19 protein-coding genes and 1 riboswitch are annotated in these 19,826 nt (G+C 68.4%); of the genes, 8 read left to right on the top strand and 11 right to left on the bottom strand.

Going from position 1 to position 19,826, the window contains the following annotated elements; all coding sequences use genetic code 11:
- The first annotated feature begins 30 nt into the window (after nucleotides 1-30).
- The 3 genes from PSV00_RS11485 (at nucleotide 31) to PSV00_RS11475 (ending at nucleotide 3,797) form a co-directional block, all read left to right on the top strand.
- Complete coding sequence (locus PSV00_RS11485) at nucleotides 31-1,692, top strand: M28 family metallopeptidase (RefSeq protein WP_300447269.1); 1,662 nt, start codon at nucleotides 31-33, stop codon at nucleotides 1,690-1,692.
- Between the two features lie 99 nt (nucleotides 1,693-1,791).
- Nucleotides 1,792-3,411, top strand: coding sequence for a M28 family peptidase (locus PSV00_RS11480; protein WP_300447266.1), 1,620 nt, complete (start codon nucleotides 1,792-1,794; stop codon nucleotides 3,409-3,411).
- On the top strand, nucleotides 3,408-3,797 hold the full coding sequence (locus tag PSV00_RS11475; RefSeq protein WP_300447263.1) for a RidA family protein: 390 nt from the start codon (nucleotides 3,408-3,410) through the stop codon (nucleotides 3,795-3,797). The genes PSV00_RS11480 and PSV00_RS11475 overlap by 4 nt, the downstream gene beginning before the upstream one ends.
- Before the next feature lie 67 nt (nucleotides 3,798-3,864).
- Here PSV00_RS11475 and PSV00_RS11470 read toward each other — a convergent pair whose 3' ends face one another.
- The 7 genes from PSV00_RS11470 to PSV00_RS11440 form a co-directional block, all read right to left on the bottom strand.
- Complete coding sequence (locus PSV00_RS11470) at nucleotides 3,865-5,154, bottom strand: aminotransferase class I/II-fold pyridoxal phosphate-dependent enzyme (RefSeq protein ID WP_300447260.1); 1,290 nt, start codon at nucleotides 5,152-5,154, stop codon at nucleotides 3,865-3,867.
- Nucleotides 5,155-5,236: 82 nt separating this feature from the next.
- A riboswitch (SAM riboswitch) is annotated at nucleotides 5,237-5,357 on the bottom strand.
- Between the two features lie 63 nt (nucleotides 5,358-5,420).
- A complete protein-coding gene (gene ychF, locus PSV00_RS11465; RefSeq protein WP_300447258.1) occupies nucleotides 5,421-6,518 on the bottom strand; it encodes a redox-regulated ATPase YchF in 1,098 nt (365 codons plus the stop codon).
- Nucleotides 6,519-6,587: 69 nt separating this feature from the next.
- Complete coding sequence (locus PSV00_RS11460) at nucleotides 6,588-7,091, bottom strand: copper chaperone PCu(A)C (protein ID WP_300447255.1); 504 nt, start codon at nucleotides 7,089-7,091, stop codon at nucleotides 6,588-6,590.
- A 165-nt stretch (nucleotides 7,092-7,256) separates the two neighbouring features.
- Nucleotides 7,257-7,874 carry an aminoacyl-tRNA hydrolase gene (gene pth, locus PSV00_RS11455; RefSeq protein WP_300447252.1) on the bottom strand — a complete coding sequence of 206 codons (618 nt, stop codon included), beginning with the start codon at nucleotides 7,872-7,874 and terminating at the stop codon, nucleotides 7,257-7,259.
- A 76-nt stretch (nucleotides 7,875-7,950) separates the two neighbouring features.
- Complete coding sequence (locus tag PSV00_RS11450; RefSeq protein ID WP_300447250.1) at nucleotides 7,951-8,634, bottom strand: 50S ribosomal protein L25/general stress protein Ctc; 684 nt, start codon at nucleotides 8,632-8,634, stop codon at nucleotides 7,951-7,953.
- A gap of 158 nt (nucleotides 8,635-8,792) precedes the next feature.
- Complete coding sequence (locus tag PSV00_RS11445) at nucleotides 8,793-9,875, bottom strand: hypothetical protein (RefSeq protein ID WP_300447248.1); 1,083 nt, start codon at nucleotides 9,873-9,875, stop codon at nucleotides 8,793-8,795.
- 89 nt (nucleotides 9,876-9,964) lie between these two features.
- Complete coding sequence (locus PSV00_RS11440; RefSeq protein ID WP_300447246.1) at nucleotides 9,965-10,900, bottom strand: ribose-phosphate pyrophosphokinase; 936 nt, start codon at nucleotides 10,898-10,900, stop codon at nucleotides 9,965-9,967.
- 203 nt (nucleotides 10,901-11,103) lie between these two features.
- On the opposite strand from PSV00_RS11440, the gene PSV00_RS11435 reads away from it, so the two are divergent.
- Together PSV00_RS11435 and recN are read left to right on the top strand one after the other, a co-directional pair.
- The gene (locus tag PSV00_RS11435; RefSeq protein WP_300447244.1) at nucleotides 11,104-11,961 is read left to right on the top strand and encodes an outer membrane protein assembly factor BamD; all 858 of its coding nucleotides are present in this window, start codon (nucleotides 11,104-11,106) and stop codon (nucleotides 11,959-11,961) included.
- Between the two features lie 98 nt (nucleotides 11,962-12,059).
- A complete protein-coding gene (recN, locus tag PSV00_RS11430) occupies nucleotides 12,060-13,760 on the top strand; it encodes a DNA repair protein RecN (RefSeq protein ID WP_300447243.1) in 1,701 nt (566 codons plus the stop codon).
- Between the two features lie 47 nt (nucleotides 13,761-13,807).
- Here the strand turns inward: recN and PSV00_RS11425 are convergent, their stop codons facing one another.
- The 4 genes from PSV00_RS11425 to PSV00_RS11410 form a co-directional block, all read right to left on the bottom strand.
- Nucleotides 13,808-14,713 (bottom strand): cobalamin biosynthesis protein CbiG, encoded by a 906-nt coding sequence (locus PSV00_RS11425; protein ID WP_300447241.1) that lies wholly within the window; start codon nucleotides 14,711-14,713, stop codon nucleotides 13,808-13,810.
- 83 nt (nucleotides 14,714-14,796) lie between these two features.
- On the bottom strand, nucleotides 14,797-15,312 hold the full coding sequence (locus PSV00_RS11420) for a hypothetical protein (protein WP_300447239.1): 516 nt from the start codon (nucleotides 15,310-15,312) through the stop codon (nucleotides 14,797-14,799).
- Between the two features lie 3 nt (nucleotides 15,313-15,315).
- A complete protein-coding gene (gene xth, locus PSV00_RS11415; RefSeq protein ID WP_300447236.1) occupies nucleotides 15,316-16,095 on the bottom strand; it encodes an exodeoxyribonuclease III in 780 nt (259 codons plus the stop codon).
- A 74-nt stretch (nucleotides 16,096-16,169) separates the two neighbouring features.
- On the bottom strand, nucleotides 16,170-17,156 hold the full coding sequence (locus PSV00_RS11410) for a hypothetical protein (protein WP_300447233.1): 987 nt from the start codon (nucleotides 17,154-17,156) through the stop codon (nucleotides 16,170-16,172).
- A gap of 236 nt (nucleotides 17,157-17,392) precedes the next feature.
- Here PSV00_RS11410 and PSV00_RS11405 point away from each other — a divergent pair, with 236 nt between their 5' ends.
- Genes PSV00_RS11405 through PSV00_RS11395 form a run of 3 tightly spaced genes read left to right on the top strand, consistent with a single transcriptional unit; the run spans nucleotide 17,393 to nucleotide 19,785 of the window.
- The gene (locus PSV00_RS11405; protein WP_300447231.1) at nucleotides 17,393-18,481 is read left to right on the top strand and encodes an MBL fold metallo-hydrolase; all 1,089 of its coding nucleotides are present in this window, start codon (nucleotides 17,393-17,395) and stop codon (nucleotides 18,479-18,481) included.
- Between the two features lies 1 nt (nucleotide 18,482).
- On the top strand, nucleotides 18,483-19,256 hold the full coding sequence (locus tag PSV00_RS11400) for an enoyl-CoA hydratase (protein WP_300447229.1): 774 nt from the start codon (nucleotides 18,483-18,485) through the stop codon (nucleotides 19,254-19,256).
- Between the two features lie 34 nt (nucleotides 19,257-19,290).
- Nucleotides 19,291-19,785 carry an N-acetyltransferase gene (locus PSV00_RS11395; RefSeq protein WP_300447227.1) on the top strand — a complete coding sequence of 165 codons (495 nt, stop codon included), beginning with the start codon at nucleotides 19,291-19,293 and terminating at the stop codon, nucleotides 19,783-19,785.
- The last annotated feature ends 41 nt before the right edge of the window (nucleotides 19,786-19,826 follow it).

The following is a 19,826-nucleotide window of genomic DNA, read 5'->3' as shown; positions in this document are numbered from 1 at the left end:
ACTCTGTTCAAAGGCTGAGGGTCTCCGTTCATGCGCCTTGCTACGTCTGTCGCCGTTCTTGCCGCGGGGGCCGTTCTGGCCGCCTGCGCCACCGTCGCCGCCCCCACCGGTCCTGCCCCCGCGGCCTTCGACGCCGCCCGGCTGTCGGAGCATGTCCGGATCCTGTCCGACGACAGCTTCATGGGGCGCGGCATCGCCACCCCGGCCGAAGACATGGTGGTCCGCTATCTGAGCGAACAATATGCGGCGGCAGGTTTCGTGCCGGGCGGACCGGGCGGGGCCTGGACCCAGGACGTGTCGCTGAACCGCTTCACCGCCTCCAACATCCATGCCGACTTCAAGGTTGGCGGCGAGACGATCGCCCTGAACCAGGGCCAGCAGATCACCATCTCCACCCGCCTGCCGGGCGACCATGTGGCCATCGCCGATGCGCCGCTGGTGTTCGTCGGCTACGGCATCTCGGCCCCTGAGCGGGACTGGGACGACTTCAAGGGCATGGACCTGCGCGGCAAGGTGCTGGTCGCCCTGGTCAATGACGCCGATTTCGAGGAGCCGGCGCTGAACACCTTCAACGGCCGGGCCATGACCTATTACGGCCGCTGGACCTACAAATACGAGGAGGCCGCCCGTCAGGGGGCCGCCGGGCTGATCATCGTGCACGAGACGGCCCCCGCCTCCTATGGCTGGACTACGGTGCAGAACAGCTGGTCCGGCCCGCAGTTCGACATCGTCCGCGCCAATGCGGCTGCGGAACGCACGGGGATGGAGGCCTGGGTGCAGCGGGATGTGGCGGTGGACCTGTTCCGGCGCGCGGGGCTGGATTTCGAGACCCTGAAGGCCCAGGCCCGTCGTCGCGACTTCCAGCCGGTGGTGCTGACCGGCGCGCGCTTCAACGGCAGCTTTGACGTGGCGACCAGTCGCGTCACCACCCGCAATGTCATCGCCCGGCTGCCGGGCACGACCCATCCGGACGAGACCATCCTCTTCACCGGCCACTGGGACCATATCGGTGTGGGCACGCCCGACGCCAACGGCGACGCCATCTTCAACGGGGCTGTCGATAATGCGACCGGTACCGCCGGTCTGCTGGAAATGGCGCGGTTGTGGGGCGCGGGTCCCCGTCCCGAACGCTCGATCGTGATGATCAGCTTCACCGCCGAGGAGAGCGGTCTGCTGGGCTCGGAATTCTATGCCGCCAATCCGGTCTGGCCGCTGGCGACGACGGTGGCCGGCTTCAACATGGATGCGATGAATGTCTACGGTCGCGTCAGCGCACTGGGCATCATCGGCTATGGCCAGTCGGATCTGGACGAACGGCTGGGCGCGCTGGCCGTGGCCCAGGGACGGACGGTCGCGCCGGACACCAATCCGGCCGCGGGGTCCTATTTCCGTTCCGATCACTTCCCCCTGGCCAAGCGCGGCGTGCCGATGGCCTATTCGCACGGCAGTGGCGCGTTCCGTGATGCGCCGTTCGAGGCCCGCAACACCGCCCGCGATGACTATGGCGCGCGCCGCTATCACCAGGCCGATGATGAATGGTCGGCGGACTGGGACCTGCGCGGTCAGATCGAGGACCTCGAGGTCATGTACGAGGCCGGTCGCGCCCTCGCCAACAGCCGGGACTGGCCGGCGTGGAAGCCCGGATCCGAGTTCGGACCGGCCCGGGCCGCGAGCGCGTCCGCCCGCCGCTGAAGTCTTTGCCCCGGATGACCAAAACTTAACGGGCGGTCGCTAGAGGCTGCCGTCAAGATATGACCCGGGCCGGCATGGCCGTCGGGGATGGAGTTCTGCATGTTTCGTCGGATGTTGGGAGGCGTCGCCGCCCTCGCCTTGCTGGTCGCCGCCACTCCCGGGCTGGCCCAGGACTTTTCCGCGGCCACGCTCAGCGAGGGTATCCGCACCATCAGCGCCGACGCCTACCAGGGCCGCTATCCGGGCACCGAGGGTGAGCGGATGGTTCTGTCGTGGCTGCAGGCCCAGTATGAGGCCATGGGGATGGAGCCCGGGGGACCGGACGGCCAGTGGCTGCAGCACATCGAGCTGAAGCGCTACACGCCCGTCGCCGGGGCCTCGGCCAGCTGGACCGGTCCGGACGGTCAGTCCCACGTCCTGACGCCGGGCACCGACATCATCCTGCGCGCGGACACCAATGACGGCCGGGCCGTGATCCGGGAGGCGGGCCTGATGTTCGTCGGCTACGGGATTTTCGCGCCCGAACGTCAGTGGGACGACTATGGCAATGCGGATGTGCGCGGCAAGGTCGTCATTGTCATCGCCGGCGAGCCCGAGGGGGCCCTGTTCAACGGGGCGTATGCCACCAACTATCAGTCCGACGAATACAAGGCGGACGAGGCCTTCCGGCGCGGGGCCGTGGGTGTGGTCACCCTGGCCCAGGGGGATGTGAACTCACAGGCCTGGCAGCGCACCCTGCGCGGCAGTGCCCGCAAACGCACCGCGACGCCGGGCGCGGCGGACCTGGAGTTCTCCGCCACGACCCTGCCGGAGACGGCAGCGGCCTGGGGCGCGGCGGCGGGCGTCGACATCGGGGCGCTCGAGGTTACCGGCGGGGCTTTCAAGGCCGTGTCCCTGCAGGGCGTGACCCTGTCGATCGACGTCGCCGAGACCATCGACACCCTGGTGACGCACAATCTGCTGGCCCGGATTCCCGGTACCGAGCACCCGGACGAAACCATCGTCTATTCGGCCCACTGGGATCATGTCGGCGGGGCGGACCAGCACCCGGGCGTCACCGGCGATCAGATCTGGAACGGGGCCTGGGACAATGCCTCGGGCACCATCGGCGTGCTGGAGATGGCGCGTCAGCTGAGCGCCGCGCCACGGCCGAAGCGCTCGATCGTCTTCGCCCATATGGCGGCCGAGGAGATGGGGCTGCTGGGGGCCTATGCCTATGCCGCCGATCCGGTCTGGCCGCTGGCGACGACGGTGGCGGACATCAATATCGACATGCTGCCGCTGAGCGGGTCGACCCGGGACGTGCCGATCTTCGGCAAGGGGCAGAACGAGCTGGAGGACCGGCTGGAGCTGCTGGCCGCGGCCGAAGGGCGCTATGTCAGCGACGACCATATGCCGGAGCAGAATTTCTATTACCGGTCGGACCATTTCCCGTTCGCGCGCATGGGCGTGCCGGCGATCATGCCCTGGCACGGCTGGGACTGGGTCGAGGGCGGACGTGAGGCGGGCGAGGCCGCGTGGAAGGCCAAATTCGGTGCCGACTATCACCGGGCCTCGGACGAATGGTCGGCGGACTGGGACCTGACCTCGGCGGTCGAGAACCTGACCCTGCTGTACCATCTGGGTCTGGATCTCGCGAACAGCGAGGACTGGCCCGGCTGGAAGCCCGACTCCGAGTTTGGGGCCATTCGCGCCGAAAGCGCGGCGGCCCGTCAGTGAGCCTGAGCCTGCGCGCCCTGACCGGCGACGGCTCGCCGCCGGTCGAGGGATCGTATCCGCAGGCGGTCGAGGTGAGCGGGGCGACCCGCTGGCTGTTCCTGTCCGGACAGATCCCGGTTGCGCCGGACGGCAGGCTGGCGGCGGATTTCCGCGGCCAGTGCGATCAGGTCTGGGCCAATGTCGAGACCCAGCTGACCGCGGCGGGCATGACGATGGACAATCTGGTCAAGGTCACCACCTTCCTGGCCGACCGCCGCCATGCGCTGGAGAACCGCGCGGTGCGTCTGAAATGGCTGGACGGGCGTCAGCCGGCCCTGACGGTGATCGTTACCGGCCTGTTCGAGGCGGGCTGGATGGTCGAGATCGAGGCGGTCGCGGCGGCCTGAGGGGGCACCGCGCGGCCTGCGGACCAGCCGGTGTGGCTGATCCGCCGGCTGGTCCCCGGTCCAGGCCTCAGACCGCGGCCAGGGCCTGATCCAGATCGGCGATCAGGTCGTCGATATGTTCGATCCCGACCGACAGGCGCACCGTGTCGTCGGTCACGCCGGCCTTCTTCAGCTCGTCCGGCGACAGCTGGCGGTGGGTGGTCGAGGCCGGATGGCAGACCAGCGACTTGGCGTCGCCGATGTTGACCAGCCGGGTGAACAGCTTGACCGCGTCCTGGAACCGCGCCCCGGCCTCGCGCCCGCCCCTGACGCCGAAGGTCAGCAGGCCCGAGGCCTTGCCGCCGAAATATTTCTGCACCAGGGCGTGGCCGGGGTGGTCGGCCAGTCCGGCATAGTTGACCCAGTCGACCTTCGGGTGGGCCTTCAGCCATTTGGCGACGGCGGTGGCGTTCTCGACGTGGCGATCCATGCGCAGTCCCAGGGTCTCCAGCCCCTGCAGGATCAGGAAGCTGTTGAACGGCGAGATGGCCGCGCCGGTGTTCCTGAGCAGGACCGTCCGCGCCCGGCCGATGAAGGCGGCGGGACCGAAGGCCTCGGTATAGACGACGCCGTGATAGGCGACTTCCGGTTCGTTCAGGCGACGGAAGCGTGCCCTGTGCTCGGCCCAGGGGAAGGTGCCGCCATCGACGATGGCCCCGCCGATACTGGTGCCGTGGCCGCCGATGTATTTGGTCAGGGCGTGGACGACGATGTCGGCCCCGTGTTCGATGGGGCGGGTCAGGTAGGGCGTCGGCACGGTGTTGTCGACGATCAGCGGCAGGCCCTGGGCATGGGCGGCCCCGGCCAGGGCGGCGAAGTCCACGACATTGCCCAGCGGATTGCCGATCGACTCGCAGAAGACCGCCTTGGTCCGGGCATCGGTGTTGGCCGCCACCGCCGCGAAATCGTCGGCGTCGATGAAGCGCACCTCGATGCCGTACTGGGGCAGGGTGTGGGCGAACAGGTTGTAGGTGCCGCCGTACAGGGCCCCGGTGGCGATGATATTGTCGCCGGCCTCGGCGATGGTCAGGATCGCATAGGTGATGGCCGCCATGCCCGAGGCCACCGTCAGGGCCGCGACCCCGCCCTCGAGCGCCGCCAGACGTTGCTCCAGCACGTCCGAGGTCGGGTTCATGATGCGGGTGTAGATGTTGCCCGCCACCTTGAGGTCGAACAGGTCGGCCCCGTGCTGGGTGTCGTCGAAGGCGTAGCTGGTGGTCTGGTAGATGGGCACGGCGACCGCCCGGGTGGTCGGGTCCGGCGCATAGCCGGCATGCAGGGCCAGGGTTTCAAAACGTGCAGGTGCGGTGGTGGTCATGGTCGTCACAGGTCCCGCTCATCGCGACCCGAACGGCTGAGAAAACCCGTGAAGACACAGCCCTGATGGGGCCGGGGACCTTCACTCATCTCTCGTGGCTCCGAAAAGCCCCGCAGGAGTTGGCACCTTCGTCCGGATCAGGTGGATCCGGACAGGTTGCCCCGACGTCAAAGGGCCTATCCCTCGGTCGGTCTTGATGAGTGACACCAAGCTGGACCACGAAGGACGAGGTCGTCAAGCGCTCATTGTGCGGTGCAACCGGAGTGTCAGCTGCTGAACAGGAAGTTCAGGACGTCGCCGTCCTTGACCACATAGGTCTTGCCCTCGGCGCGCAGCTTGCCGGCCTCGCGGGCCTTGGCCTCGCCCTTCAGGGAGACGAAGTCGTCGAAGGCGATGGTTTCGGCGCGGATGAAGCCCTTTTCGAAATCCGTGTGGATCACGCCGGCGGCCTGGGGGGCGGTGGCACCGACCGGGATGGTCCAGGCGCGGGCTTCCTTGGGGCCGACGGTGAAATAGGACTGCAGGCCCAGCAGGCTGTAGGCCTCGCGGATCAGGCGGTTCAGGCCCGGCTCGGCCAGGCCCAGGCCCTCGAGGAATTCCTTCTGTTCGGCCTCGTCGAGGACGGCCAGTTCGGAATCGATCTTGGCCGAGATGACCACGGCATTGGCATTGTCCTCGGCGGCGCGTTTGGCGACCAGGTCGGACAGGTCGTTGCCCTTGTCGGCCGAGGCCTCGTCGACGTTGGAGACATAGAGGGCGGGCAGGGCGGTCAGCAGCTGCAGCATGTGCCAGGCCTTCTCGTCCTCCTTGTCGACCTTGGCCGTCCGGGCCGGCTTGCCGGCGCGCAGGGGCTCGAGGGCGAGGTTGATCAGGCGCAGGGTCTGCTGGGCGTCCTTGTCGCCGCCCTTGGCCTTCTTCTCGACATTGCCGACCCGCTTCTCGAGGCTTTCGAGGTCGGCCAGCATCAGTTCGGTCTCGATGATCTCGAGGTCGCTGACCGGATCGATCCGGTCCTCGACGTGGGTGATGTCGTCATCGATGAAACAGCGGGCGACGAAGGCCACGGCGTCGCAGTCGCGGATATTGGCCAGGAACTGGTTGCCCAGACCCTCGCCCTTGGACGCGCCGCGCACGAGGCCGGCGATGTCGACGAAGGTGATCCGCGAGGGGATGATCTCCTTGGACCCGGAGATCTCGGCCAGGGCCTGCAGGCGCGGTTCCGGGACCGCCACGTCGCCGGTGTTCGGCTCGATGGTGCAGAACGGATAGTTGGCGGCCTGGGCCGCCGCCGTCTTGGTCAGGGCATTGAACAGGGTGGACTTGCCGACATTCGGCAGTCCAACGATCGCGACTTTAAGAGCCATGGTATTCCTCGTGAGCGCGAGCCTTTAGCCGGTCGCGGTCCGTTTGTCAGGTTCGCGCTTCAGCGAGGGTCAGTGTTTCTTGGCGGGGGCGGTCGCGGCGGCCGGGTCGGGTTCGGGTTGGCGAACCTCGGCCTGGACGGTCATGGCCGGCGATTTCTCGAAACCGAGCGTCAGGGGCACGGTCTGGCCCGCGACCAGCGGTGCGGTCAGGCCGACCAGCATCAGGTGTTCACCGCCGGGGGCCAGGGTGACCGCCTTGTCGGCAGGCAAGGGCAGGCCACCGGCCATTTCACCCATCCGCATGATGCCGTCTTCCATGGTCATGGTGTGGATCTGGGCGGCGGTCGAGACCGGGGTGGCAACGCCGGTCAGGCGATCGCCGGTCGAGGATTTGAGCGTCAGATAACAGGCCCCGGTCTGGGCCCCGTTCGGGCTGGGCCGGCACCAGGCGGCGGTGGCGGTGATGACATTGCGTGTGCCGTCCGTATCGACGGTGGTCTTGGAGGCCCCGGGCTCGGCGGGCTGGCAGGCAGCGAGACCGAGCAGGGCAAGGGCGGCAATCAGAATACGCATCGTGAAAAGACTCCTTCCGGTGCCGCTGACGGGCCCCGACCTACGATCCGGACCCCGTGCAGGCGCAGGGGCGGACATCAGATTCAACTCACCCTGAACCTAGACGATGGCGGCGATAAGGACGATGCCCCGGCGGGTGTTTTCTTGTCACGGCCGACGGTGGGCTCAGACGTCGCGGGCCGCCTGGCGCGGGCTGAATTTCGGGGCGGGGGCCAGACGCAGGACCTCGCCCTGGTAGCGTTCGTCATCACCGGCGGCAGCGAAGGGCAGGGCGTCGGCCACGGCGTTGAGCAGGGCCTCCAGCCACGGCTGTTCGGCCTTGTGAAAATCCCCCAGCACATGGGGCATGACCAGATGGCTCTCGCCGGGGTGGCCGATGCCGAGCCGGGCGCGGCGGAAGTCGGGGCCGAGGTGGCTGATCAGGGAGCGGACGCCGTTCTGGCCGGCGGCACCGCCCCCGGTCTTCATGCGGAACCGGCCCGGGGCCAGGTCGATCTCGTCATGGAAGACGATGATCTGTGCCGGGGGGACCTTGTAGAAGCGGGCGGCCTCGCCGACGGCCCGGCCACTCTCGTTCATGAAGGTCTGGGGCTTCATCAGCAGGGCCCGGACCGGACCGGCGGGGGTATCGATCTCGCCTTCGCTGACGACCGACTGGAATTTGGCCCGCTCGGGTCCAAACCTCCAGCGCCGGGCGATGGCGTCGACGGCCATGAAGCCGATGTTGTGGCGGTTGTTCTTGTATTTGGGACCCGGATTGCCGAGCCCGGCCAGGATGATCATCGCTCAGCTCCGGAAACCGAAACGGCCCACTCCGGTAAGGGAATGGGCCGCTTCAGAACAGTCAATCGCGGGACGATCAGTCTTCCGACTTGTCGCCTTCGGCAGCAACGTCGTCGCCCTGGGCGGTGGCCGGAACCTCGGTGGCCTCGACTTCGGCTTCGGCGTCGGCGACCTGATCGGCGGCTTCGGACATGGCAGCCGAGGAGACCTTGATCGCGGCGATCATGAAGTCGCGGTCACCGATCGAAGGCTCGACACCCTTGGGCAGTTTGATGTCCGAAATGCGGATCGAGTCGCCCAGCTTGTGCTTGGACAGGTCGACCGTCAGGTCTTCCGGAATGTGGTCGGCGCGGACGGAGACCTCGACCGTGTGACGGACGATCTCCAGCGAGCCACCCTGACGGAAGGCTTCGCACTGATCCTGGTTGATGAAATGCACCGGCACTTCGATCTTGATGATCTGCTTCATGTCGACGCGCATCAGGTCGAAATGCAGGGGCCGATCCGAGACCGGATGGAACTGCACCGCCTTGGCGATGACCGACTGGCTCTCGTCGCCGTACTTCAGCGTGACGAGGTGGCCCAGCAGCTTGCCGGTGTAGAGGGACTTGCGGAAGTCCTTCTCGTTCACCGAAATGGACACGGGGGCCTTGTCGCCGCCGTACAGGATTCCCGGTACAGCGCCGGTACGACGCACGGCGCGGGCGCCACCGGTGCCAACGCCAGCACGGACGTCGACGTTCAGGATGATCTCGGCCATCTGGCTCGCCTCAATAACACAAACGCCGCTGGGCAGGCCCGCGCGGCGGGGTCTTGGACCCTCGAATTCAAGAGCGCGGGTCATTACACGCTCATGGGCAGCTACGCAACCGCCCGTGCGCGACAGTGTCGCTTACGGGCGGTGCACGGCGATGAAAACTAGCGGGACGCGGTCTGAACCGCGCTGATCGATGCGGCTGCGGCACCGGCCGCCACCGGGGATGAAATCCCACCGGCCCCGGCGACAGCAGTGTCGGGCACCGGGGTGACCGGTGGGATCGGCGTGATGTTGCTGGCCGTGCAGGTGGCGAGGTCCCGCATGATGTGCCGGCCGACGCAGAAGATGTCCTCATAGCTGGGGCGCGAGGCCGCCAGACACTGGAACAGCATCAGCTTGGACATGTTCAGGCAGAATTCGCTGTTCGATTCGACGACCAGGGCCTCGGTATTGGCGCGGGCGTCGTCACCGCCGGCCCCGAGGGCGGCGAGGGCGGCGATGGCCAGGGAGTTGACCACGGCCGGCGTATAGGGCGGTCCGGCCTCGGCGGCCGTCAGCGACAGGCCGGAGCCCGTATTGGCCGCCGCGAACAGGCGGGCGGCCTCATCGGCCGACGGCAGCATCTGCACGGCGGACAGGCTCTTGGCGCTCTCGAGCCGGTCCTCGCGGCGCTGGATGTGGATCGAGGCCCAGCGACGGCGGGGGTCGCCGCGTCCCTGGATGGTATAGGCGTCTTCCTCGACCGCATTGGCGATGGTCATCAGGGCGGCGGAGTCCTTGCCGATCACCTCGACGATCAGGCCGGCGGCGGCATCGGCCCCCGGCAGGGTGGCGGCATAGGCCGGATTGGCGATGATCCGTTCGATCATCCCCTGGCGCTGGGCAGGGTCGACGCCGAAGGTGCGGACGCCGGCGACGAACTCGGGCGACTGCAGCGCCAGGATCGAGCCGTAGGCGATCATGCCGCGCGACAGCTGGGCTGGCTCATAGGCAGCGCCGCGGCGGATGGCGGCCTGGATGGATTCCGCATCGGGGAAGCCGGCCTGGATCGATCCGACCTCGCGGATGAAAGTCACATAGATGGAGGCGGCCTCGGCCACACCCTCGTTCAGGGTCACAGCGGGCGGCGGCGGCGGTGGCGGCGGTGCGACGGGCTCGGGCTCGGGCGTGGCGCAGCTGGCAAGAAGGACGGTTGCGGCGACGGCCGCGATCGACAGACCGGAACGCACAGAGGTCTGGAACATAGGCATGAAACCCCACGTGAAAGCGCGACGCCGGCGGGAACCGGCATTCTGTTGGCCTATATAACGCGGTCGGAGGGGTTTTCCGACCGTTAATCGAACAGTTTGGATACCGATTCTTCGTTGGCGATGCGCCGGATGGCCTCGCCGATCAGTGGTGCCACGGAGACGTTGCGGATCTTGTCGCAGGTCAAAACTTCGTGGGGTTGTTCGATGGAGTCGGTGATGACCAGCTCCTTCAGCGGCCCGTCGCTGACGCGCTGGACCGCCGGTCCAGACAGGACGCCGTGGCTGATATAGGCCGAGACGGACTCCGCGCCGCGATCCATCAGGGCCTGGGCCGCATTGACCAGGGTGCCGCCGGAATCGACGATGTCGTCGAACAGGATACAGCGGCGGCCCTCGACATCACCGATGATGTTCATCACCTCGCTCTCGCCCGCCTTGGAGCGGCGTTTGTCGACGATGGCCAGATCGGCGTCGAGGCGTTTGGCCAGGGAGCGGGCCCGCACCACGCCGCCGACGTCGGGCGAGACGATCATCAGCTCGTCGCTGCGGGGGTAGTGTTCGCGAATGTCGCGGGCCAGCACCGGGGTGGCCAGCAGGTTGTCGGTGGGGATGTCGAAGAAGCCCTGGATCTGTCCGGCGTGGAGATCCATCGTCAGCACCCGGTCGGCCCCGGCGCGGGTGATCAGATTGGCGACCAGCTTGGCCGAGATCGGGGTGCGTCCGCCGGTCTTCCGGTCCTGCCGGGCGTAGCCGAAATAGGGCATGACGGCCGTGATCCGCTTGGCCGAGGCCCGGACCAGAGCGTCGGTGATGATCAGCAGTTCCATCAGATTGTCGTTGGCGGGATAGCTGGTCGACTGGATGACGAAGACGTCCTCGCCGCGGACGTTTTCCTCGATGACGGCGAAGACCTCATTGTCGGCGAAGCGTTTCACCTGGGCCTTGGTCAGGGGCATGTCGAGGTGGGCGGCTATCGCCAGGGACAGGGTCCGGTTCGAATTGCCTGCGAGCAGCTTCATCACCGGTCATCCTTTTGCCGTCATCGAACCGCCAGATCGATTGGCGTTTTCAAGCGCGCTTCTTATCAGGGGACGGGCCTGCTTCAAGGCACTGTGACGCAATATCTTCAATTTGCGTTCGCATTGGCGCGGTCCACAGGCTGGTGTAGAGGTCTCGCTGTATACCGGGACGGCCGTATGGGCCGCGCCGGTGTCGGCATGTCATGGGGTCGCCTTTGCCTTCTTCGAAGTTCCGTACCGGTCTGACCATCGCGACCGTCGCCCTGTCGGTTCTGGCCATCAGTGCCTGCTCGGGCACGGCCAAACGTCCCCGGCTTGCCTATGAGGAGCGGCCGGTCGAGGCGCTCTACAATACCGGCTACGAGCGCCTGCAGCGCGAACGCTGGGGCGATGCGATCGACTATTTCCAGGAGGTCGAGCGCCAGCATCCGTATTCGGAATGGTCGCGCCGCGCGATCCTGATGCAGATCTACGCCTATTATCAGAACAACAATTACGCCGAGGCGATCGCCGCAGCGGACCGGTTCATCCAGCTGTTCCCGGGCAATCCGTCGGCCGCCTATGCCTTCTATATGAAGGCGATCAGCAATTTCGAGCAGATCACCGACGTCGGCCGGGACCAGGGCTATGCCGAACAGGCGCTGCTGGGTCTTCGTGACGTGGCCCGCCGCTATCCCGGCACCCCCTATGCCATCGATGCGACGGTCAAGATCGACATGGTCAACGACCAGCTGGCCGGCAAGGAAATGGCGATCGGTCGCTATTACCAGCGCGGCAGCCAGCCGCTGGCCGCGATCAACCGCTACAAGACGGTGATCGACAACGAAGCCTTCCAGCGCACCTCGCACACGCCCGAGGCCCTCTACCGTCTGGTCGAGGTCTATCTGAGCATCGGCCTGAAGGACGAGGCCGTGCGCAACGGGGCCGTGCTGGGCTTCAACTATCCGGGCAGCCCCTGGTATGCCGAGGCCTATGCCCTGCTGACCGAACAGGGCAAACGCCCCGAGGTGGCCCCCGAGGGGCAGCGCGAAAGCTGGCTGCGCCGGATCATCCCGGGCTGACACTGACCGACGGTGGTCCCGCAGTCCGGTGCGCGTCTTGACGCGCCCGGACGCCGGCTTTCGTGGCTAGTATGGGGAAAGCCACGAATCAAAGCGCCATGCTGACCGCCCTGACCATTCGCGACATCGTCCTGATCGACAGCCTTCATCTCGAGGTCGATGAGGGACTGACCGTGCTGACCGGCGAGACCGGGGCCGGCAAGTCGATCATCCTCGACGCCCTGGGTCTGGCCCTGGGCGGGCGCGGCGACGCCGGACTGGTCCGCGACGGGGCCAAACAGGCCGTGGCCACGGCCGTATTCTCGGCCCCCGATGATCCCGAGCTGATCGCCCTGATCGCCGAGCGCGGCTTCGAGGTGGCGGCCGGTGAGGATCTGATCCTGCGTCGCATCCTGTCGGTGGACGGCCGCAGCCGCGCCTTCATCAATGACCAGCCCGCCGGGGTCACGGCCCTGCGCGAGATCGGCCAGGCCCTGGTCGAGGTGCACGGCCAGCACGAGACCGTCGGCCTGCTGGACTGGAAGACCCACCGCACCCTGCTGGACACCTATGGCGGCCTGGCTCCGCAGCTGGCCGATGTGGCGCGGGCGGCCGAGACGCTGAAGGTGGCGACCACCCGGCTGGCCGACCTGCGCGCCGCCGCCGCCGAGGCCGCGGCCCAGGCCGAGGATCTGGCCCTGAACCTGGCCGATCTGGATGCGCTGGACCCCCGCGCCGACGAGGAGACCGAACTGGCCGGGGAGCGGGCCATCCTGGGCGCCGCGGAGAAGGCGCTGGCCGATCTGTCGGATGCCCGCACCGCCCTGGGCGGGGACAAGCTGAGCCAGAAGCTGTCGTCAGCCCTGCGTGCGGTCGAACATGCGCGCCAGCGGGCCCTGCAGGCCGGGGCCGAGGAGGATCACCCGGTCATCGCCCGGCTGCTGGCCGCGGCCGAGGCCATCGACCGGACCCTGGTCGAGGCGGTCGAGGCCATCGCCGAGGTCGATGCGGCCGCCGCCGCCTTTGATTTCGAGCCCGGCCGTCTGGACAAGGCCGAGGAGCGGCTGTTCGCCCTGCGCGCCGCGGCCCGCAAGCTGAACACCAGTGTCGAGATGTTGCCGGTGCTGCGCGGCCGGTTCCGCGACCAGCTGCGGCTGATCGAGGACGGGGCCGAGGCCCTGACCGAGGCGGAGCGGGCCACCAGCCTGGCGCGCGAGGCCTATGACGTGGCCGCCGCCTTCCTGAGTTCGGCGCGCGAGGCGGCGGGCGAGCGGCTGTCGGCGGCGGTGATGGGCGAACTGGGGCCGCTGAAGCTGGACCGGGCCCGGTTCCGCGTCGATTTCGAGCCGGTGGCCGAGGGCCGCCGCGGACCGCTGGGCGTCGAGACCGTGCGCTTCCAGATTGCCACCAATGCCGGGACGCCGTTCGGGCCGCTGGACGCCATTGCCTCGGGCGGGGAGCTGGCGCGTTTCGCCCTGGCCATGAAGGCGGCCCTGGCCAGCCGCGCCGACCAGCGCCAGCCGGTGATGATCTTCGATGAGGTCGACCAGGGCGTCGGCGGGGCCGTGGCCGAGGCCGTGGGTCAGCGGCTGAAACGGCTGTCGACCGGGGCCCAGGTGCTGGTGGTCACCCACAGTCCGCAGGTGGCGGCGCGCGGCCACGCCCACTGGAAGGTGCGCAAGGCCGACGCCGACGGGGTGACGACGGCCACGGTCGACACGCTGGACGAGAGCGCCCGGCAGGAGGAGATCGCCCGCATGCTGGCCGGGGCGACGATCACCGACGAGGCAAGAGCGGCGGCCAAGGTGCTGATCGGTTAGGGGACTGGGTCCCCGCCTGCGCGGGGATGAGCGGATTTGAATGGCGGCTAGGCCCCCAGGATCCAGCCTTCTTCGCTCTCGACCCGGGCGATCGTGGCCTCATCGGTGCCCTTGGGCGGGGCGAAGGCGCGGGCGAGGTCGCCCTTGTCGTCCATTTTGGCGAAGGCCTCGGCGGCGGTGCGGACCTGGACCTGTTCCTTGAACTCACCGGCGACGGGCGTGGCCTCGAACAGGGCCGGCCAGACCTCGACCACCAGGGTCGACAGGGGCTCGACGTCCTCGGCGGTCAGTTCGCGCCAGCCGGTGCCGAACGGCCAGACAGCGGCGGCGGTGCCGAGGGCCTCAACGAGGCGGCGCACCATCGGGATGCCGACCAGGGTCAGGCCGCCGACGGCCCCGGCCCCGTGCATCTGCCAGACGGCCTTGGGCTGCAGCTTGCCGCGACGGGCGGCGATCTCGGTGGCGCGGTGTTCGGGGATGTCGGTCGAGGCCCCCACGGGCGGCTTGGTCGTGGTCAGCCAGCGCTGGGCCTGGGAGGCGGGGGCACCCCACATCGGCCAGGGCTGGTCGGTCATCAGCCGGTTGATCTTGGCCGCCACCTGATAGCGGTTGTTGGTATTGTCGGCCTTGTCGACGACGTTGGCCGCGAGGAATTTCCACATCGCCGCCCACGGCGTGCCGGTCAGTTTCAGCCGTTCGGCCGTGCCGGTCGGAAAGCCCAGGTTGAAGTCGAACCCGACCAGGACCCGGTCGCCGCGCTTGCGGTGGTCGGCCAGCAGGGAGGCGAGCAGTTTCTCGCCCTCGGCCCGGGTCGCGGCATTGTGGGTCTCGCTGTACAGGCGGAAGCGCACGTCGCGCTTGGTCACGCCGATCCAGATCGACTGATCGCCCAGTTTCTTGCCCTCGGCGGCGGTCCAGTCAGCGATGATGTAGGCGTCGAAAAGGCGGGCCACGGCGGGCTCCTCAGGAACTCGGGACGAACGGGATGCGGGGTTCTAGCGCCCCGGCGTCCGGACCGGAAGGGCCGTGTGTCCGATCAGGCCTTCAGCAGGGCATCCAGATGCGACAGCCAGCGCCGGCCCAGCCGCATGGCCTCGGCCGGGGAGCCGGTCTGGACCGCCAGGGTGGCGTTCCACAGCGACAGTTCGAACTCGGGGTTGCGGGCGTCGGAAAACAGCAGGCGCAGCACAACGGTCTCGGCATCGGGGGCCATCACGTCCAGCGTCTTGCGCACTTCGCCGCGGCGGATACGGGCCACGACATGGCCGTCGACGATGACCTCGCCGCCCTCGATCTCCTCGAAACCATAGACCAGGCCATCGGCCCCGCGATTCCACAGCACAGCGATCTGGGCCCCGTCGAAATCCAGGCCGGCGGCGCGGCCCTCGCCGGGCGACAGGGCCTCGGCCTCGGGCACGACTCCGAGCGATTTGAGCAGGGCCCGGGCGAGGCGGCGGCCTGGCTCCATCCACCAGGCCAGGGCCAGGACGCCGGTGGTCAGGGCCGCCGTGGCCAGGGCGAGCAGCAGGATGATCCGGAGCGTATCGGCCACGGCTCAGTCCTCCAGCTCGACCACTACCGGGACGTGGTCGCTGGGCTTGTCCATGTCGCGGGCCTCGCGATGGGTCTCGATGCCGCGGAAGCGGTCGGCGGCCTGGGGCGACAGCAGGGCAAAATCGATGCGGATGCCGTGGTCGCGCTGCCAGGCCCCGGCCTGGTAGTCCCAGAAGCTGTAGGTGCCGGCCGGCTCGTTGCCCAGATCGTGGGCGTCGGACAGGCCGAGGAATTTCAGCGCGCGCAGGGCGGCGCGACTCTCGGGCTGGAACAGGGCGTCATCGGTCCAGGCCTCGGGGTTGCGGGCATCCGCGGGCGTGGGGATGACGTTGTAGTCGCCGCAGAGGGCCAGGGATTCCTCGAGCTTCAGCAGCTCGCGGGCATGGGCCTGGAGCCGGGCGAACCAGGCCAGTTTGTAGGTGAATTTCTCCGTGCCAAGCGGATTACCGTTGGGCAGGTAGATGGCCCCGACGCGCACGGGACGGGGCGATTCGACGAGCGCTTCGATATAGCGAGCCTGTTCGTCACGATCATCACCGGGCAGGCCACGGCGGATGTCGGACAGCGGATATTTCGAGAGCAGGGCGACGCCGTTGTAGGATTTCTGCCCGTGGGTCTCGACGTTGTAGCCGAGGCTTTCAAAGGCCTCGCGCGGGAATTTCTCGTCGACGCATTTGATTTCCTGCAGGCAGGCGACGTCGGGTTTGGCCGCCTCGAGCCATTCCAGCACGGTGGGCAGGCGGGCGTTGACGGAATTGACGTTCCAGGTGGCGATGCGCATGGCCGGGACGCTAGGCGGCGTCGGCCGGTCCGGCAAGGCACGTGCGCCTGCCGGACCGGCCCGGGTCGTACTTTTTACGTGGTCGGGGCCGCAGCCGCAGGGGCGTCCTCGGTCGTCGCGGCCGGGGCCACGCCGATCTGGCAGCCACCGCCGATGTTGACGGCCTCGGCGCAGGTGTGAATGCGCTGGGCGTGACGGTCGGCGCTGACGCGGGCCAGGTAGCCGTCGCCGGACGCGCATTTGATTTCATAGATGGTCAGGCCGGCGGAATCCTTGCCCATCACCCGGGTCTGGCGGACGTCACAGGCGGCGGCGGGGGTGCCGGCCAGAACGGCCTTCCAGGCCCCGTAGGAGGTTTCGGCCGAGGTGAAGCGGCAGGTGGTGCGGCGACCGAGCAGCTCCCAGCAGGCGGTGGTGGTCCAGCCGGTCGGGGTCTTCTCGAGCCAGTAGCCGTCCTGGCTCTGGCAGCCGACCTCATACAACAGGTGATCGTCGTCGGTCTTGCCGATGGCCGAGGCCTGGTCGACCGTGCAGTCGAGGCCGGCCTCGGTGGCATAGGCCTGGACGACGGCGACGACATTCTGGTTGGCCGGCAGAACGCATTGCTGACCGACGTCAGCGGCGGGATCGGCGGCACGGACGATGTCGGCCTGGCCGGACAGCAGCACGCAGTCGATGGCCTGGGGCGGGGTCGAGGCGATCAGGATATAGCCCGGGCCGGTGGCGCAGGCGGCCTCATAGGCGGCTTCCTGGGCGGCGGTCAGACCGAGTTCGGAGGCCTCGGTGACCTGGCAGGCGACGCCGGCCGAGGTGGCGATGACCTGGGCGCTGGCGACCAGTTCTTCCGGTTTCGGCGCGGCCGGCTGGGTCGGGCGCGGCGCGGCGCGCGGACGCTCGTGACGGCCGAGGCGACGGCGGGAATTGTCTTCGGCGGGAGCTTCCGGCTGGAAGGTGGGGTCAGTCGCCTGGTCCCCGGCCGACTGGGCGGCTGCCGGCGGGACCGTCGCCAGTGACAGGGCGAACACGCCCCCGATAACGGCGATGAAAGGAATCTTGGACACCGGATACTCCTCGAAGAAACGTGTAGACCCGCAGCCTTGGCGTCCGGGGGCGGCGCGGTCAAGGCAGGGAGATGACCAGTCTGTGGTCCCGCGATGAACGCGGGATGACCGGGGGCGGGGCCAGTCCGGCCCGCCAGACACGCTCCCGGGGCCGTGGTGGCGGGCCCGGGGCGGACGGCTATGGACCCCGTGGGCCGGGCGAGGCATGGTGTCACCGTTTTCAAAGGAGACTTTCATTGGCGGACGGCGTGGTCCTCCCGGACGAGCGGCAGTCACCGGGCGGCAACCGGGGCCTGACCTATCCCTTCCCGACTCCGCCCGGAGTCGGCGAGGCCGTCACCGTGGCCCCCGGGGTCCTGTGGCTGCGCCTGCCGCTGCCGATGTCGCTGAACCACATCAACGTCTATGCGCTGGAGGACGGCGAGGGTTGGACCCTGGTGGATACCGGGCTGAACACGCCGGCTTCGATCGCCGCCTGGGAGGCCGCCCTGGCCGGGCCGCTGGGCGGACGACCGGTCAGGCGGGTGATCTGCACCCACATGCATCCGGACCATATCGGCCTGGCCGGCTGGCTGTGCGAGCGGTTCGCGGTCCCGCTGCTGATGACGCGGCTGGAATATGTGATGGCGCGGATGTTGATCGCCGACACCGGCCAGCCCGCCCCTGAAGACGGTGCGACCTTCTATCGTGCCGCCGGCTGGAACGCCGATCAGATCGCCGGCTACCGCAAGCATTTCGGTGGTTTCGGCAAGGGGGTGCGCCCGCTGCCGACGGCCTTTACCCGTATGGTCGAGGGCGAGGTCCTGACCATCGGCGACGGGGCCTGGCGGGTGGTGATCGGTGAGGGGCACAGCCCGGAACACGCCTGTCTGTGGCGGGAGGCCGACGATGTGCTGCTGGGCGGGGACCAGATCCTGCCGCGCATCTCGTCGATCGTTGCCGTCTGGCCGACCGAGCCGGCCGCCGATCCGCTGGGGGACTGGCTGGCGTCGCTGCAGCGGATGAAGACGGTCTTTCCTGAAACGACGCTGGTTCTGCCGTCGCATGGCGAACCCTTTACCGGGGTTCAGACCCGGCTGGATGCCCTGATCCGTGGCCACGAGACCGGGCTGACGCGACTGTCGCGGACCCTGGCGACGCCCTGCCGCGCCGTGGACGTGTTTTCCGCCCTGTTCGCCCGCTCCATCGACGACAGTCTGCTGGGCATGGCGACCGGCGAAAGCCTGGCGCATCTGAACTATCTGGTTCGTCATGGCCGGGCACAGGTTGCCCGGGACGCCGATGGCGTGGACTGGTGGACAACGACCTCAAGCAGCGAGACCTGACGTGACCGATCATATCCTGACCACCCTCGACGGCGGCATCCTGACCATCACCCTGGCCCGGCCCGGCAAGAAGAACGCCATCACCCAGGCGATGTATTCGGCCCTGGCCGAGGCGACCGAGCGGGCGCGGACCGACGACACGGTACGGGTGCTGCAGTTCCGGGGCGAGGGCGACAGTTTCTCGGCCGGCAATGACATCGCCGACTTCATCGCCCTGGGCTCGCAGGGCGCGCAGGCTGCCGACATGCCGGTGTTTCGTTTTCTGAAGGCGCTGGCCGATCTGGACAAGCCGGCGGTGGCGGCGGTGCGCGGTCGCGCGGTCGGTATCGGCCTGACCCTGCTGCTGCATTGCGACATGGTGGTGGTGGCCGAGGACGCCCTGTTGTCGGCTCCGTTCATCAACCTGGCCCTGGCCCCGGAGGCGGCGTCATCGCTGTTGCTGCCGGCGCTGATCGGCCATCAACGAGCCTTCGAAATGTTCGCCCTCGGCGAGGCTATCGATGGGCGCACCGCCCTGGCCTGGGGCCTGGCCAACCGGGCCGTTCCCGCGGACCAGGTCGAGGCCACCGCGCAGGATCTGGCCGCCAAGCTGGCGCTGCGCGCGCCCAATTCGATCCGCAAGACCAAGCAGTTGATGCGCGACGCCGAACATCTGTGGGCCCTGATGCAGCGCGAGGGTGAAGCCTTCGGAAGCCAGATGCGCAGCCCCGAGGCGATGGAGGCCTTCATGGCCTTCAGCCAGAAGCGGGCCCCGGATTTCTCCAAAGCCGGTTGATCTGGTCGGGCCACGGCCCTATCAGCGCCCGCCCATGACCCATTCCGCCGCCCTTGATCCGACCGTGCGCATCGACGCCGAAACCGCCGCCGACGCCGCGGCGGTCGAGGCCGTGGTGCTGGCGGCCTTCGGCCCGGGCCGGTTCGCCAAGACGGCTGAACGGCTGCGCGAACAGACCGTGGCGGAGGCCGGGTTCGTTGCCCGCGAGGACAACCGGATCATCGGCGCGGTGCGGCTGTGGCCGATCCGTATCGGCGAGACAGCGGCCCTGTTCCTGGGGCCGATTGCCGTCGAGGCGGGCAGCCGTCGCGCCGGCCTGGGGGGCGATCTGGTCGCCGCCTGTGTCGATCATGCCCGGGCCTCGGGGGCGTCGGGCGTGCTGCTGGTCGGGGATTCGCCCTATTTCTCGCGCTTCGGTTTCGGCCCGTCACCGGACGTCGACCTGCCGGGCCCTGTCGACCGGCGACGGCTGCTGTGGCTGCCGCTGGCGACCGCGTCGGTGAGCGGTCCGGTGCGGCCGATCGGCTGAGACGCCTTTTCCGCGAGGCCGGGCGCGCCTAAGTCTGGGTC

Source organism: Brevundimonas sp., assembly GCF_029945885.1.
GTDB lineage: Bacteria > Pseudomonadota > Alphaproteobacteria > Caulobacterales > Caulobacteraceae > Brevundimonas.
This window is presented reverse-complemented; position numbering and strand designations above follow the sequence as displayed.